5 protein-coding genes are annotated in these 13,605 nt (G+C 73.7%); all 5 read right to left on the minus strand.

The window, feature by feature from the left end; all coding sequences use genetic code 11:
- Positions 1-40: 40 nt before the first annotated feature.
- The 5 genes from IE244_RS42720 to IE244_RS06350 are packed head-to-tail and all read right to left on the minus strand — an operon-like array spanning position 41 to position 13,605.
- Positions 41-5,590 (minus strand): non-ribosomal peptide synthetase, encoded by a 5,550-nt coding sequence (locus tag IE244_RS42720; RefSeq protein WP_191871639.1) that lies wholly within the window; start codon positions 5,588-5,590, stop codon positions 41-43.
- 5 nt (positions 5,591-5,595) lie between these two features.
- On the minus strand, positions 5,596-10,983 hold the full coding sequence (locus IE244_RS06335; protein WP_191871640.1) for an SDR family NAD(P)-dependent oxidoreductase: 5,388 nt from the start codon (positions 10,981-10,983) through the stop codon (positions 5,596-5,598).
- Positions 10,983-11,828 carry a thioesterase II family protein gene (locus IE244_RS06340; protein ID WP_191871641.1) on the minus strand — a complete coding sequence of 282 codons (846 nt, stop codon included), beginning with the start codon at positions 11,826-11,828 and terminating at the stop codon, positions 10,983-10,985. The genes IE244_RS06335 and IE244_RS06340 overlap by 1 nt, the downstream gene beginning before the upstream one ends.
- On the minus strand, positions 11,825-12,649 hold the full coding sequence (locus tag IE244_RS06345) for an ABC transporter permease (protein WP_191871642.1): 825 nt from the start codon (positions 12,647-12,649) through the stop codon (positions 11,825-11,827). Before IE244_RS06345 ends, IE244_RS06340 begins: the two co-directional genes overlap by 4 nt.
- On the minus strand, positions 12,646-13,605 hold the full coding sequence (locus IE244_RS06350; protein ID WP_229853976.1) for an ABC transporter ATP-binding protein: 960 nt from the start codon (positions 13,603-13,605) through the stop codon (positions 12,646-12,648). Before IE244_RS06350 ends, IE244_RS06345 begins: the two co-directional genes overlap by 4 nt.

The following is a 13,605-nucleotide window of genomic DNA, read 5'->3' on the forward strand; positions in this document are numbered from 1 at the left end:
TGGGATTCCTCTCGAAGGACTCGAAGGACTCGAAGACCGGTCAGAAGCGTGGGGACAGGGCGTCGATCCCGGCCCGGGCGGCCTTGCGCCGGGATCGGGCGTCACCGCCGGCCCCGGCGGGGGCACCGGCCGCGCCCGCGTCGGACCGGTCGCCCTGCCGTTCCAGTGCCTCGGCCTGCCGCCGCACGGTCGAATGCTCGAAGACGAGAAGCGGAGAGACCTCGATGCCCAGTTCGGTGCGGATGAGTGCCTGCAGGCGCACCGCGGTCAGTGAACTCCCGCCCAGGTCGAAGAAGTTGTCGTCGAGGTCCCACACGGGTCTGTCGAGCGCCCGTCCCCACAACCGGCGCAGGTCGTGTTCCAGCTCGCTCCGGCCGCGGCCGTGCCCCGCGGGTGCCGCGGGTGGTGCGGGGGACGACTGCGCGCCGGGAAGGTCGAACCCGCTCGGGTCGAGCTTGCCGTGGTGGGTGAGGCGGAACTCCCCGACGATGCGTATGTCCTCCGGCAGGTGACCGGCCGGGAGACGCTGCGCCAGGGCCGCCATGACGTCGTCGCCTGAGAGCGAGGCACCCGGCTCCGGCATCACATGGGCGACCAGTCGAGTCGTACCGGAGGAGTCGTCGGGCCTGACGACGGCCTGGGCGACACCCGGCAGGGCGCGCACCTCGCCGGCGAGCTGCGTCGGCGACACCCGGTTTCCGCGTACCTTCACGAGGGATTCGCTGCGCGCCACGAACGACACGGTCCCGTCCCAGCGAAGCCGGCCGACGTCCCCCGTTCTGAACAGTCCGCGTGCGGGGTCGCCCCCCGGATCGGGCCCGTACGACCGCATCGTGGCCGCCGGCTCGTCCAGGTACCCGAGGGTGAGCAGGGGGCTGCGAACGGCGATCTCACCCAGGTGGCCGACCGGCACAGGACTGCCCTCCGGGTCGACCACGAGCAGCTGCGCCTCGACCGCCCCTGCCCCCAGGCAGCCCTCGCCACCGTCGAGCGGACCGTGTTCGTGCAGGCTCGCCGCCTGGGGGGTCTCGGTCGTGCCGTACACGACCACCGTCCTGGATCGGGGAGCGGCACGGTGCCAGGCGCCGGCGACGGCCGGCGTCAGCACGTCACCGCCGAAGCACGCCAGGCGTACGGATGTCAGCGGGGTCCGCGCGGCCTCGGCCGCCCCCGCGATGAGCGCACCGACCGGCGGAGTCAGGTGCACGACCGTGATCTCGTGACGGGCCATCCAGTGCACCAGCCGCGTCCCGTCGAGCCGAGTCCGCGACCCCGGGACGACGGCGGTGCCTCCGTTCCACAGCGGGAGGAGGAGATCCCGCAGCAGAGGGTCGTGCGACCGTCCCGACAGGACGGAGAACCGGTCCCGCGCGGTGATGCCGAACCGTGCCGACCACCAGTCGAGGAAGGCGACCAGGGGGGTGTCGGTGCCGAGGACCAGGCGGGGCCGGCCGGTGGATCCGGAGGTCGGCAGCACGTACCAGGGAACACCACGGGTGGGTGCCGGTGCACCGACGCGCTCCTGCGGCAACGGGGCGCCCGGGTCGACGGCCCGTACGCTCGGCCCCCGCTCCTCGCACCGTACGAGCCAGTGGGGCCGGGCCGCCGCGCTGAGGCCGTCCTGCCAGGCCGCCGGTGCCTGCGGGTCGGTCGGCATACAGATGCCGCCCGCCCGCCAGACCGCCAGGATCGCGGCCGGCAGGTCCCGGCCGTGGGCGTCCCGGATCTCCACCAGCTGCCCAGGGGTCAGCCCTTCCCGGGTGAGCTCGGCCGCCAGTGCCTCGACGCGTTCGGTGAGCTCCCCGTAGGTGCACGTTCCCTGCTCGTCGACGACCGCGGCCGACTCCCGCCGGTGGCCGAGGACCCGCTCCAGCAGCTGGGAGCCGTGGGCCCGTACCGGCGGCGGTTCGGCGGGCCCCGGTATCTCCCGGGGCGCCGGGCGGGGCATCTCCCGGGGCGCCGGGCGGGACGGACCGGGCTGAGGCCGGCGCACCCAGTCCGTCACGGTCTCCACCAGCTGGTCCAGCAGTTCCCCGGCCCACGGCGGCGCGAGACGCGTGGCGTCGAACGCCAGGTCCAGGTCGATCTCCCCGTCCCGGGAAGCGATGTACAACGACAGGTCGAACGGCAGGCCGGGCAGCGGCGCCACCTCGCGTGCGGTGTGCACGCCGTCCAGGCGAAGCCCGCGCCGCGGGTAGCTCAGCGCGTTGAACCACACGGAGAACAGCGGCCCCCGCCCGTGTCCGGAGGCGCCGCTCAGCGCGACGATGTCGTCGAACGCCACGTCCTGGTTCATCTGGGCGTCCACGAGCGTCCGGTGGGCGCGCCGCACCCGCTCGTCCGGCGAGGCGCCGTCCGGGACGGCCAGCCGCAGCGGGACGGTGGCGTTGAAGAACCCCACGGTGTCGTGCACGTCGGCCTCCGTGCGACCGCTGAGCGGCGCGCCGAGCACCAGGTCGGCCGTACCCGACCACCTGCCGAGCAGGGTGGCGAAGCAGCCGAGCAGCACCGCGACGGGAGTCGCGCGGACGCGCCTGGCCAGCCGGTCGATCCGTGCCGCCGTGTCCGCTTCGAGGGTGCGCGTGCTCCGTTCGATCCTGGGCGTCGCGGACGGGGGCCCCATCGGCAGGCGCAACGGTGCGGGGAGGTCCTCCAGCGTGCGCTTCCAGTAGGCGCGCTGCTCCGGTGGCGCCGGCCGGGCGGCGGAGCGTCTGCTGTGCTCGGCGAAGGACAGGGCGGCGGGGCGCGGACCGGGACCTTCACCGTTCCTGCGGGCCGCGTAGCAGCGCGACAGGTCGGCCCAGAAGATCTCCGCCGACCAGCCGTCCATGACCATGTGGTGGGCCGCGAAGACCAGTTGGTGGTGCTCCGCTCCCCGTGGCACCAGGACACAGCGGACGAGCGGTCCGGAGCCGATGCGGAAGGCGGTGCATGCCACCCGCCGCACCGCTTCCCGGGCGGCGTCGGCGCCCAAGGGGCCGGGCAGGACCTCCAGTTGGGACAGGGGTAGCGGGTGCACCCGCTGGACGGGGCCGCTGTCCGTGTCGTGGACGGTGATGCGCAGGGCGTCATGCCGGGCCATCACATCGTGTACGGCGGCTTCGAGGGCGGCGGTGTCGAGCGGGCCGGACAGGGTCCACACGTCGACGACGTTGTAGTCGACCTGCCCCGGTGCCACCTGTTCGGACAGCCACAGCCGGCGCTGGGCCACCGACAGCGGAGCCGTCCCGCCCGCCGGGAGGCGTGGGCCTTCGGCCGGGAGGCGTGGGCCTTCGGCCGGGAGGCGTGGGCCTTCGGCCGGGAGCCCTGTACCGTCCGCCGGGTGCCCCGGCTCGTCCGCCGAATGCCGTGGACGTGGACCGTCCGCCACGTGCCCTGAACCGCCCGCGGGACGCCGAGACCCGTCCGCCGAATGCCCTGGCTCGTCCGCCGGCTGCCCTGGGCCGCCTGCCGCGAGCCGTGGACCGTCCGCCGGGAGCCGTGGACCGTCCGTCAAGTGCCCCGGCTCGTCCACCGTGTGCCCCGGGCCGCCCGCCGGGTGCCCCGGCTCGTCCGCCAGGTGCCGAGGCCCGTCCGCCGGGTGCCCCGGCTCGTCCGCCGAATGCCGTGGACGTGGACCGTCCGCCACGTGCCCTGAACCGCCCGCGGGACGCCGAGACCCGTCCGCCGAATGCCCTGGACCGTCCGCCGGGTGCCCCGGACCGTCCGCCAGGTGCCCCCGGCCGTCCGCCGGGAGCCCTGTACCGTCCGCCGGGTGCCGAAGCCCGGGTGCGGTTCGGATGCGTTCGCTCATGCCGTGGACCGTGGGCTCGGACAGCAGATCCCCGATCCGGACCTCCACCCCCAGTTCGTCCCTGATCCGCACCAGCATCCGCGCCGCGATCAGGGAGTCACCCCCGCCGGCGAAGAAGTCGTCGTCGGGCCCGGCTCCGTCGTCCGCCAGCAGCTCCCGCCACAGCCGCAGCACGAACTCCTCGACCCGGTCACCGGCCGGCGGGTGCGGGGCGGGCGGCTCGCGTGTCTCCAGGAGCGCCAGCAGGGCCGACCGGTCGAGCTTGCCCGAGGACGCGATCGGAAGCTGTCCGACCACCTTGATCCACGACGGCATCATGCCGGGGGTGAGACGCTCGTCGAGCCGCGCGCGGATCTCCCGTACGCCGGGCAGTTCGCCCGCCGGGTCGACCAGGAAGGCGGCCAGCCGCACCCCGCCCGCCGCGTCCCGCACCGGCAGCACGGCGGCCTGCCGCACGTCCAGCGCCTCCAGGAGTTGCTGCCGTACCTCCGCCGGTTCGATCCGCTGGCCGCGCACCTTGACCTGGTCGTCGAGGCGCCCGTGGTACTCCAGTGCGCCGTCGGGGCCGCGCCGCACCAGATCACCCGTCCGGTACCAGCGGGCGCCCGGCCGTGCGGGGTCGGGGAGGAAGGCCTGCCGGGTCAGTTCGGGCCGGCCCAGGTAGCCACGGCCGACGCCGGGGCCGCCGATCCACAGTTCGCCGCTCCGCCCGGCCCCGACCGGGCGTCCCGCCTCGTCCCGGATGTCGATCCGGGTGCCGGCGACGGGCGTGCCGATGCTGACGGCGCCGGCTTCGTCACCGGGCTCGTGGATCCAGCAGGTGGCGAAGACCGAGCACTCCGCGGGGCCGTAGAGGTTCACCACCCGCGCCGCCGACCACGTCCGCAGGCCGGCGAGGAGTTCCTCGGGGAGCGCCTCGCCGCCGACGACGAGGACGCGCAGCCGGTCCAGCGCACGGAAGCCCGGTTCCTCCATGAGAACCGACAGCATGGAGGGCACGAACTGGGCCACCGTCACCCCGGAACGGCGCATCTCCTGTACCAGCCTCACGGGGTCCGCCTGTGCTCCCGGCGGCGCGACGCGCAGCCGGGCACCGCACGCCAGGGTCCAGAAGACCTCGCACACCGAGTAGTCGAACGTGTAGGCGGTCTTGTGCAGGGCGACATCGCCGGTGGCCAGGGGCAGCCGGTCCGCCAGCCACCTGATCTTGCCGGCGATGGCGCCGTGCTCGTTGAGCACCCCCTTGGGGCGTCCGGTCGAGCCGGAGGTGAAGACGGCGTAGGCCGCCTCCTGTTCCGTTACGTCGGGAAGGGTGAGGGGGCCGGGCGCGGCCCGGTCCAGTGCGGTGAACGGTACGACCCGGCTGCCCGCCGGAACGGCGGGCAGGTCGTCGCCGTCCTCCACCACGACGAGCTTCGCCCGGGCGTCCTCCAGCATCCCCCGGGTGCGGGCGGCCGGCTGGTCCCGGTCGAGCGCGAGATACGCCGCGCCGGCGCGCAGGACGGCCAGCAGAGCGGTGATCACCCGGGTCCCGCGCGGCATCACCACGGCGACGACATCACCGGGCGCGGTGCCCAGGTCCACCAGGCAGGCGGCGAGCCGCTCGCTGTCCGCCCACAGCCGGCGGTAGGTCAGGCTCCCGGTCCCGTCCTCGACGGCGACGGCGTCCGGGGTGCGCGCCACCTGCTCGGCGACCAGGCCGTGGAGCGTCCGGGCCGGGTGCCCCGGACGGCCCCGCGTCATCCCGTCGGCACCCGGCGCCGGCACCCGGGCGGCGCCCGCCGTCGCGGATTCCATGCCGGTCACCTCCTGCGCTCCGCCTCGGTGAGCAGTTCGGCCAGCGTGGGGTGGTCGAAGAGCACAGCCATCGGCAGTTCCACGTCGAGCTCCACCCTGATCCGCTCCACCAGCTGGACCGCGGCGAGGCTGTCACCGCCCGCTTCGAAGAAGTCGTCGTCCGGTCCGCTGGGGGCACCGACCACCTCCGACCACAACGCGGTGAGCCGGCCGGCGAACGCGCTGCCGCCCGCTCCGGCCGGTGCCGCGTCCGTCCCCGGGACGGCGGCGGGTGCCGCACCCGGCCCGCCCGGCCGTGCCGCGGACGTCATCGACGCGGATGTCATCGACGCGGCCGTGTAGTCGTCGGCCCTGCGGAGCTTCTCCGTCAGGCCCTCGGGCGCGACGATCACCTGCGGGCCGCGGTCCACGGCCAGGAAGGCGTCGAACAGCCGGCCGCCGGTCTCCACGTCCAGGAACGAGTCCCGGGCGACGCCCGACGAACGCAGCGGGGCCGGCTCCTGGGCGCGTGCTCCCTCGCCGTCCAGGGCGCCTCGCACCGCGTCCGTGGCCGCCGCGCGCTCGACACGGCGCAGCGTGAACCCGGAAGCGGTGACGATCTCACGTCCCGAGGCGTCGATCAGGGACACGTCCCGCAGCAACGTGCCCCGGCCCTCCTGCCGGTGCTCGCGCACCAGGGCGGTCACCGAGGCGGGCAGCCGGTCCCGCACCACCAGGCTCTGGTAGGCGAACGGAAGGGCGTTGGTCCCCTCGGGCAGCGGCACCAGGAAGGAGGTCGCGCAGTCCAGCAGCGCCGGATGGAGCAGGTGGTCCTCGGTGTCCCGGCGGAACCGGTCGGACAGGGCCAGCTCGGCCAGCGTGCCGGCGTCACCGGTCCTGACGCTCGTGACGTTGAACCACCGCTCCCCCACGGTCATCAGCCCGGAGCCGTCGTTGAAGCGGGGTCCTTCGGCGTGCGCCGGGTGGGCTGCCCGCAGTGCGGACAGGTCGTGCCGTGGCACGTCGCCGTCGTCCGCGCTCACCCCGCCCGTCACGTGTACGACGGTCTCGCCGGACGCGGTGAGCGTCGTCATGCGGAACCGCCAGCCGTCGGCCGCGGGGGTGAAGCGGACGGTCAGCTCCGTCGGGCGTACCACCGCGAGCGGCGCCGTGAAGGTCACGTCCGTGCAGCGGACGGGCCCCGGCCGGACCAAGCCGACGGCACGCAGCAGGAGTTCGAGGAATCCCGTACCGGGGAGCACGGGCGTGCCGCCCATCCGGTGTTCGTCGACCAGCCAGGCGTCCGGCGTGACCCGCGCCAGGAAGACGTGGCTCTCGCCGGGCTCCGCGGCGACGGGCTCGACCACGACACGTGCGGCGCCCTGCTCCTGCGGGCGGCGTCCGGAGCGCTCGGACTCGGCCCGTACGGCCATGCCCGCGCCGTCCCAGGAGGGCCAGTTCACCGAGACCGTGCGTCCCGGACGGCGGCGGGCGCGCTCGTGGGCGAAGGCGTCCAGGAAGGCGTTGGCGGCCGCGTAGTCCCCCAGGCCCAGCTGGCCGGTGATCGCGGCGACCGAGGAGAACAGGATGAACGTCTCCGGCTCGTCACCGAGGAGTTCGTCCAGCAGTACGGTGCCGATGGTCTTGGGGCGCAGCACCCGCTCGGCGGAGCCGGGATCCTTGACGGCGAGCATGCCGCCACCGGCGACTCCGGCGGCGTGCACCACACCCTTGACCGGGCCCAGTTCGGCCCGGATCCGGTCCACGGCGGTGCCGAGTGAGGCACGGTCGCAGACGTCCGCCGCCAGGGGCAGCACGGTGCAGCCGGCCCGCTCCAGCCGGGAGACGGCGGCGACCGCCGAGAGCTGGTCGTCGGTCAGGCCGGCCGGGTCCGTCCACCGCCGCCGATCGGGAAGTCCGCTCCGGCCGAGGAGAGCCAGCTTGACCTGTCCCAGGGCACCGAGCCGTTCGGCGGCCACCAGTCCGAGGGCGCCGAGACCACCGGTGATGAGCCAGACCCCGTCGGCGGTGGCCCTGTGTGCCGCCGCGAGCAGGTCGTCCTCGTCGATGTCGGCGTAGGACGGGGTCCAGCGGCGCGTGCCGCGCAGCGCGGTCCGGTCCATCACGGTGCCGTCGTCCGCGCACAGCAGCGCGGCCAGCGACCGGCTGGTGGCGCGATCGTGCTGTCCCAGCGCTCCCGGTACGTCGATCACGCGGGCGCGGAGCCCGCTGATCTCCCTGGTCGCCGTGTGCAGCAGGGAGACCACCGGCGCCTTGGCGACGTCGAGCGGTTCGGTGCCCGACACGTCCCACAGCCGGTCGGCCAGCACGGTGAGGCGGACGGACCGCTCGGCCGGGCGGTGACGCGCCAGGTCCTGGACGACCGACTGGACGGAGCGGTAGCCGCGGTCCAGCCAGTGCTCGCACCACGCCTCGGACCCCGGCTTCGCGGGTGGGGCGCCCTGCAGCAGGAGGTGCACGATCTCCAGGGGCTCGGTGGCGGCGCCGAGCTCGGCGACGAGGTCCTCACTCACCCGGTGCGGTGCCTGCTCGTCCGCCTTCACGAGCATCGCGTGGACACCCGCGTCGGACAGCTGGTCGAGGAGCGGGGCTGCCGCCCCGGCGTCGTCGGTGACCACCAGCCAGCGTCGGCCCCGGACGGGTTCCCGCGGTACGCGGGGCGCCTCCTGCCACACGGGCACGGTGATGCGGCCCCGGGTCGTGCCGGCGGCCTGCCGCGCGGGGGCCGGGTCGTCCGTGCGGCGGTCCTCCACCGGGTCGGGGGAGATCCAGAAGGACGTGCGGTCGAAGACGTAACCGGGCAGGGGGACCGGCTCGTGTCCCTCGTCCTCGGTGAGCGCCCGCCATGCGACGTCGACACCCGACTGCCACAGTGCCGCGACCGCCCGGTACAGCGTCTCCAGCGGTGCCGACCTCCCGCCCGCCGCCGGCAGACAGGCCACCGGGCGCCGGCGGTGGGCCACGACCTGCGGGGCGCGGCGGGCCAGCTGCGTGAGCGTCTGCCCGGGGCCCACTTCGACCAGAACGCCGTCCTCCAGCCCGGCCGCGTGCTCCAGGGCCTCGCGGAACCGGACGGGACAGCGCAGGTGCCGGCCCCAGTAGGCGGGGTCCTGCGCCTCCTCGTCGGTGATCCACCGGCCGGTGACATCGGAAACCCAGGGGATCCGCGGCCGGTTCAGGCTCAGCCCCGCCACGAACCGCTCCAGTTCCGCCGCGGCGTGCTCGGTCAGCGGGGTGTGGAAGGCCCGGTCCACGTCCAGCTCGATCCAGCGCCGCCCGGACCGGGCCAGCCTCGCGGTGAGCTCCGCGACGGCCTCCGTGGAGCCGCCCACCGTGCAGGAGCGCACCCCGTTGTCGGCGCTCACCCACACGTCGTACCCGTCGGTGAGGCGGGCGGCCTCGTCGGCGGAGACCGCAAGCCCGACCAGGGCACCGGCCGGTGTGGCGGCGAGCAGTTCTCCCCGCCTGACCACCAGGCGGGCCGCGTCCCGCAGGCTGAACACCCCGGAGAGCGCGGCGGCGGTGATCTCGCCCACGCTGTGCCCGACCATGGCCACCGGCCGGATCTCCCAGGAGGCCAGCAGCCGGGACAGCGCCCACTCGACGGCGAAGAGGGCGGGCTGCGTCACGGAGGTGTCGCGCAGTCGTCGCGCCGCGTCCGGCGCGCCGCCCAGAAGCACCTCGCGCAGCGCGGTCGCCGTCGGCGTCCCGAACAGGTCCAGGCACTGGTCGAACGCGTCCCGGAACACCGGTTCCCGGGCGTGGAGTTCGCGGGCCATCTCCGGGTGCTGCGCCCCCTGCCCGGGGAACATGAACACCGCCCCACCGGCCGTCTGCGCCGCGCCGCTCACGGGGGCGTCGGCCAGTGCCTCGGCCAGCGCGTCGGTGTCCCCTCCCACCACGGCGAGACGATGCCGGTGGCGCAGCGGCCGGCGCTGCAGGGTACGGGCCACGGCTGCCGGGTCGGGCCGCTCCTGCGACAGGTGCTCCGACAGCTGCCGGGCCATCGCCTCCAGCGAGTCGGACGAGGCCGCCGCGAGCGGCAGCACCACCGCGGGCCGGTACGACGCCGGCCGGGGGGCCGGACGGTCCGGCGGCTGTTCCACCAGGACGTGGACGTTCGTACCACCGATGCCGAAGGAGCTGACGCCCGCGATGCGGGATCCGGGGGTGTGCCAGGGAGCGGCCTCGGCGCGGACGTGGAAGGGGGTCGACTCCAGCTCCATCAGCGGGTTCGGGGAGGTGAAGTTCGCGGTGCCGGGGACGATGCCGCGCTGGACGGCCAGCACGGCCTTGATGAGGCCCGCGATGCCGGAGGCCGGTCCGAGGTGCCCGATGTTGCCCTTGACCGAGGAGAGAAGGCAGTAGCCGGACCGGTCGGTGAAGGCACGGAAGGCGCGGGTCAGTGCCTGCGTCTCGATGGGATCGCCCAACGCGGTCCCGGTGCCGTGCGCCTCGACGTATCCCACGTCGGACGCGTCCACACCGGACACGGCGAGGGCCTCGTACACCGCGGCGAACTGCCCTTCGGCGCTCGGAGCCGCGAAGCCCGCCTTGCGGTTGCCGTCGTTGTTCACGGCGGAGCCCCGGATCACCGCCATGACCCGGTCGTTGTCGCGCAGCGCGTCCTGCAGCGGCTTGAGCACCACCGCGCCGGCCCCGTCACCGAAGATCGTTCCGTCGGCCGCCGCGTCGAAGGGGCGGCACAGACCGTCCCGGGAGAAGATCCCGCCCTGTACCCACCGGTGACCGCCGCCGTGCGGGAGTTCCAGCTGGACGCCGCCCGCCACGGCCACGTCGCACTCCCCGTTGCGCAGCGCCTGGCAGGCGAGGTGTACGGCGAGGAGCGAGGTGGAGCACGCGGTGGCGACGGTGAGCGCGGGTCCGCGCAGGTCGAGTTTGTAGGAGGCGATGGTGGCGATGTAGTCGTTGTGGTTCCCCGCCTGGATGCCCACTTCGCCGTAACTTCTGACCGCGGTCGCGTTCCTGCGCACGTTCAGCTCGGCGTAGCGGTTGGTCGCGCCGCCGGCGAAGACTCCGACGGAGCCCGCGCACGCCGGATCGATCGCCGCGTCCTCCAGGGCCCCGTACACCACTTCCAGGAACACGCGCTGCTGCGGGTCCCTCAGTTCGGCCTCCCGGGGGCCGAATCCGAACAGACCGGCGTCGAAGCCGGCGACGTCGTCCAGGAGGGGCGCCCGCCGGACGCGATGAGGGTCGGCGATCTCCGACTCGGACAGTCCCGCGGCACGGAGCATGTCGTCGGACAGTTCCGTGACGCTGACGGTGCTGTCGAGGAGATTGGCCCAGTACGTCTCCGCGTCGGGGGCCCCGGGGAAACGACCGGCCAGCCCGATCACTGCTATGCGGTCATCCTCTGCCGCGCGACTCATCAGATACCTCCGGAACGGGGCGCCGTGTTCGACGGCACCGGGTGCGGCCCGGTCGCCGGGCGGGGTTGCTCACGGGAAAGGTCCTCCTCCAGTTGCCGGGCGATCACCGCCAGCAGGCCGCCGACCGCGTCGCCGAGGAGGAAATGAGGGCCTGGGACGGTCAGGCGCCGGTGCTCCGAGGTGGTCCAGGGGGACCAGCCGGCGGTGCCGGGTTCCAGCACCTCGTCGCTGTCGCCGCGTACTTCGAGGACCGGGGCGGCCAGCGGCCGGCTCGCCTCGTCACCCGGCTGCCAGGTCTCCAGGGCCTGGAAGTCGGCGCGGATCGCCGGTTCCGAGAGCTCGAACAGGGTCCGGCCCCTGTCGGTGTTCTGCACCGCGCCGTAGCGGGCGAGCTGCTGGAAGAGCGCGTCACCGCTGAGCCGGTGGGTGTCCTGGCCGACCGTCCTGTCCGGGGCGGGTGCCGCCGCGACGACCAGACGCAGGATGTCGTCGCGGCCCGTCCGTTCCATCAGCCGGGCGGCCCGGTACGCCAGGACCGCTCCGAAGCAGTGCCCGAAGAAGACCAACGGGCCGTCCTGGGCGGCGAGTTCCCCGGCGACTTCGCCGGCCGCGGCGTCCAGCGACGTGAGGGGGCTCTCCCGCAGCCGGCTCTCCCGGCCGGGCAGCCGTACCGCGATCAGGGACACCCAGGAGGGCAGGTGATCGGTCCAGCGGTTGAAAGGGGCGACGCCCGCACCGGCGTGGGCCACGCACACCAGGTGGACGCGGGCAGGGCCGGCTCCGGGGAACCGGACGAGCAGAGGCCTCTTCTTGGTGACACCGTGCATCGTCTGTTCCCGTTTCATGCCGAGAGTTCGATCGTCCCGCGACGGCGTTCGCCGGCTATCGCCCATCTGAGCGCCGCCACCCCGGCCATCAGCCAGAACGCCCCGATCAGCGCTTCGGTGCCGAGTTCGGGGAGCACAGCCGACGCCGGGGACCCGGCCAGCAACGCGCGCAAGGCCCTCAGCCCGTGGGTGAGCGGGAGGAGTTCGGCCGCGAAGGTGATGCCGCTGGGCCAATATCCGGTCGGGACGTTGACGCCGCAGAACGCCATCATGGACAGATAGGACAGATTGAGCACCAGCCACTGCATCCCGGGACGGCGCAGCACCCATGCGCCGATGAACGTTCCCCAGCCGTACGCGGACGCGCCGATCACGCCGAGGAAGAAGGGGACGCACAGCACCCGCGGGACGGGTGCGGGCAGGGAGAAGAACACGGTGGCCAGCGCGTACACGAGCGTGCCGCTGACGATTCCGATGAGCAGGCAGTACGCGCCGCGGAAGAGGTAGGTCACCGCGAAGTCGGTCGGCGCCGCCACCTGCAGAGCCAGTGTCCCCTGGTCCCGTTCGCGGACCGTGGTGGTGATCACGACGAGTGCCTCGACACACACGATGACCGAGGCGTTCCCCACGGCCAGGTAGCGGACTCTCTCCCCCGAACCCGACAGGGAGCCGACGGCGGAGAAGAACACGACCTGCGTGACCAGACGGAGGAACCAGCCGAAGACCCAGGTCCGCCAGGTGTAGAACGCGGCGAATTCACGGAACCCGATCCGTGACGCCGTGACGCCGACACCCAGCCACCTCGCCAGGGCGCCTTCGCGCACCGAGATCCCGCTCATACACTCAGACCCCGATTCCCGACGAGCTCCAGGTACACGTCCTCCAGACTGGGCAGTGAGGTGTGCACCGTCGTGACGTCGGCATCCACCAGAGCCCTCAGCACATCCCCGGCGGCATGGGGCTGGTTCGTGGCGATCCGCGTCCATCCTTCCGGGAGTTCGTCCACCCGGAGCACGCCCTTCATCCCCCGCAGCCGCTCCTTCACGGAGGCCGGGACGTCTCGGGCGTCGACGCGCTCGTACGCGCTGACCCAACGGCCGACCTCGGAAGGCGCCTCGGTCCCCACCACCTGGCCTCGGTCGATGAGGGTCACACGGTCGCAGACCGCCTCCGCCTCCCGCATGTCGTGGGTCGTCATGAGAATCGTGATCCCGTCGGCTTGCAGCTCTCCCACCAGATTGCGGAACTCCCGCGCCGAGACCGGGTCCATGCCGACCGTCGGCTCGTCGAGAAAGAGCACGCTCGGGCCGCCCACGAGCCCCCGGGCGAGATGGAGACGCTGTTTCATGCCGCGCGACAGCTGATCGACCTGCATGTCGCCCCGGTCGCTCAACCCCACCCGTGCCAGCAACTGGTCGACGAGCGCCCGCCGGCTCGCGGCCCCGTACAGGGAAGCCCAGTAATCGAGGTTCTCACGTGCTGTCAGGCGCCCGTAGAGACCTCGCTCACCGCCGAAGACGATCCCTATGCGCGGGCGGAGCCGATCCGCCTGGGCGACGACGTCGCGCCCCAGCACCAGGGCTCGGCCGCCCGTCGGCAGCAGGACCGTGGAGAGAATCTTGACCAGGGTCGTCTTGCCGGCACCGTTGGGACCGAGCAGGCCCCGCACCTCTCCCTGCCGCACCTCCAGGCCGATGCCGCGCAGGGCCACCGTCTGCTCGCCGGAGGACCGCCGCCAGCCTCGCTTGCGGGTGTAGGACCTGGCGAGATCGAAGGTCTCGATCGCTGCGGCCAC

Origin of the sequence: Streptomyces filipinensis (genome assembly GCF_014649495.1) — a bacterium.
Taxonomy (GTDB): Bacteria; Actinomycetota; Actinomycetes; order Streptomycetales; family Streptomycetaceae; genus Streptomyces; species Streptomyces filipinensis.

What these genes read in the sequence shown, in the direction of transcription:
- IE244_RS06340 (WP_191871641.1), bottom strand. Translation starts at nt 11,828, where the DNA reads ATGAAACGGGAACAGACGATGCACGGTGTCACCAAGAAGAGGCCTCTG.
- IE244_RS06345 (WP_191871642.1), bottom strand. Translation starts at nt 12,649, where the DNA reads ATGAGCGGGATCTCGGTGCGCGAAGGCGCCCTGGCGAGGTGGCTGGGT.
- IE244_RS06335 (WP_191871640.1), bottom strand. Translation starts at nt 10,983, where the DNA reads ATGAGTCGCGCGGCAGAGGATGACCGCATAGCAGTGATCGGGCTGGCC.
- IE244_RS42720 (WP_191871639.1), bottom strand. Translation starts at nt 5,590, where the DNA reads ATGGAATCCGCGACGGCGGGCGCCGCCCGGGTGCCGGCGCCGGGTGCC.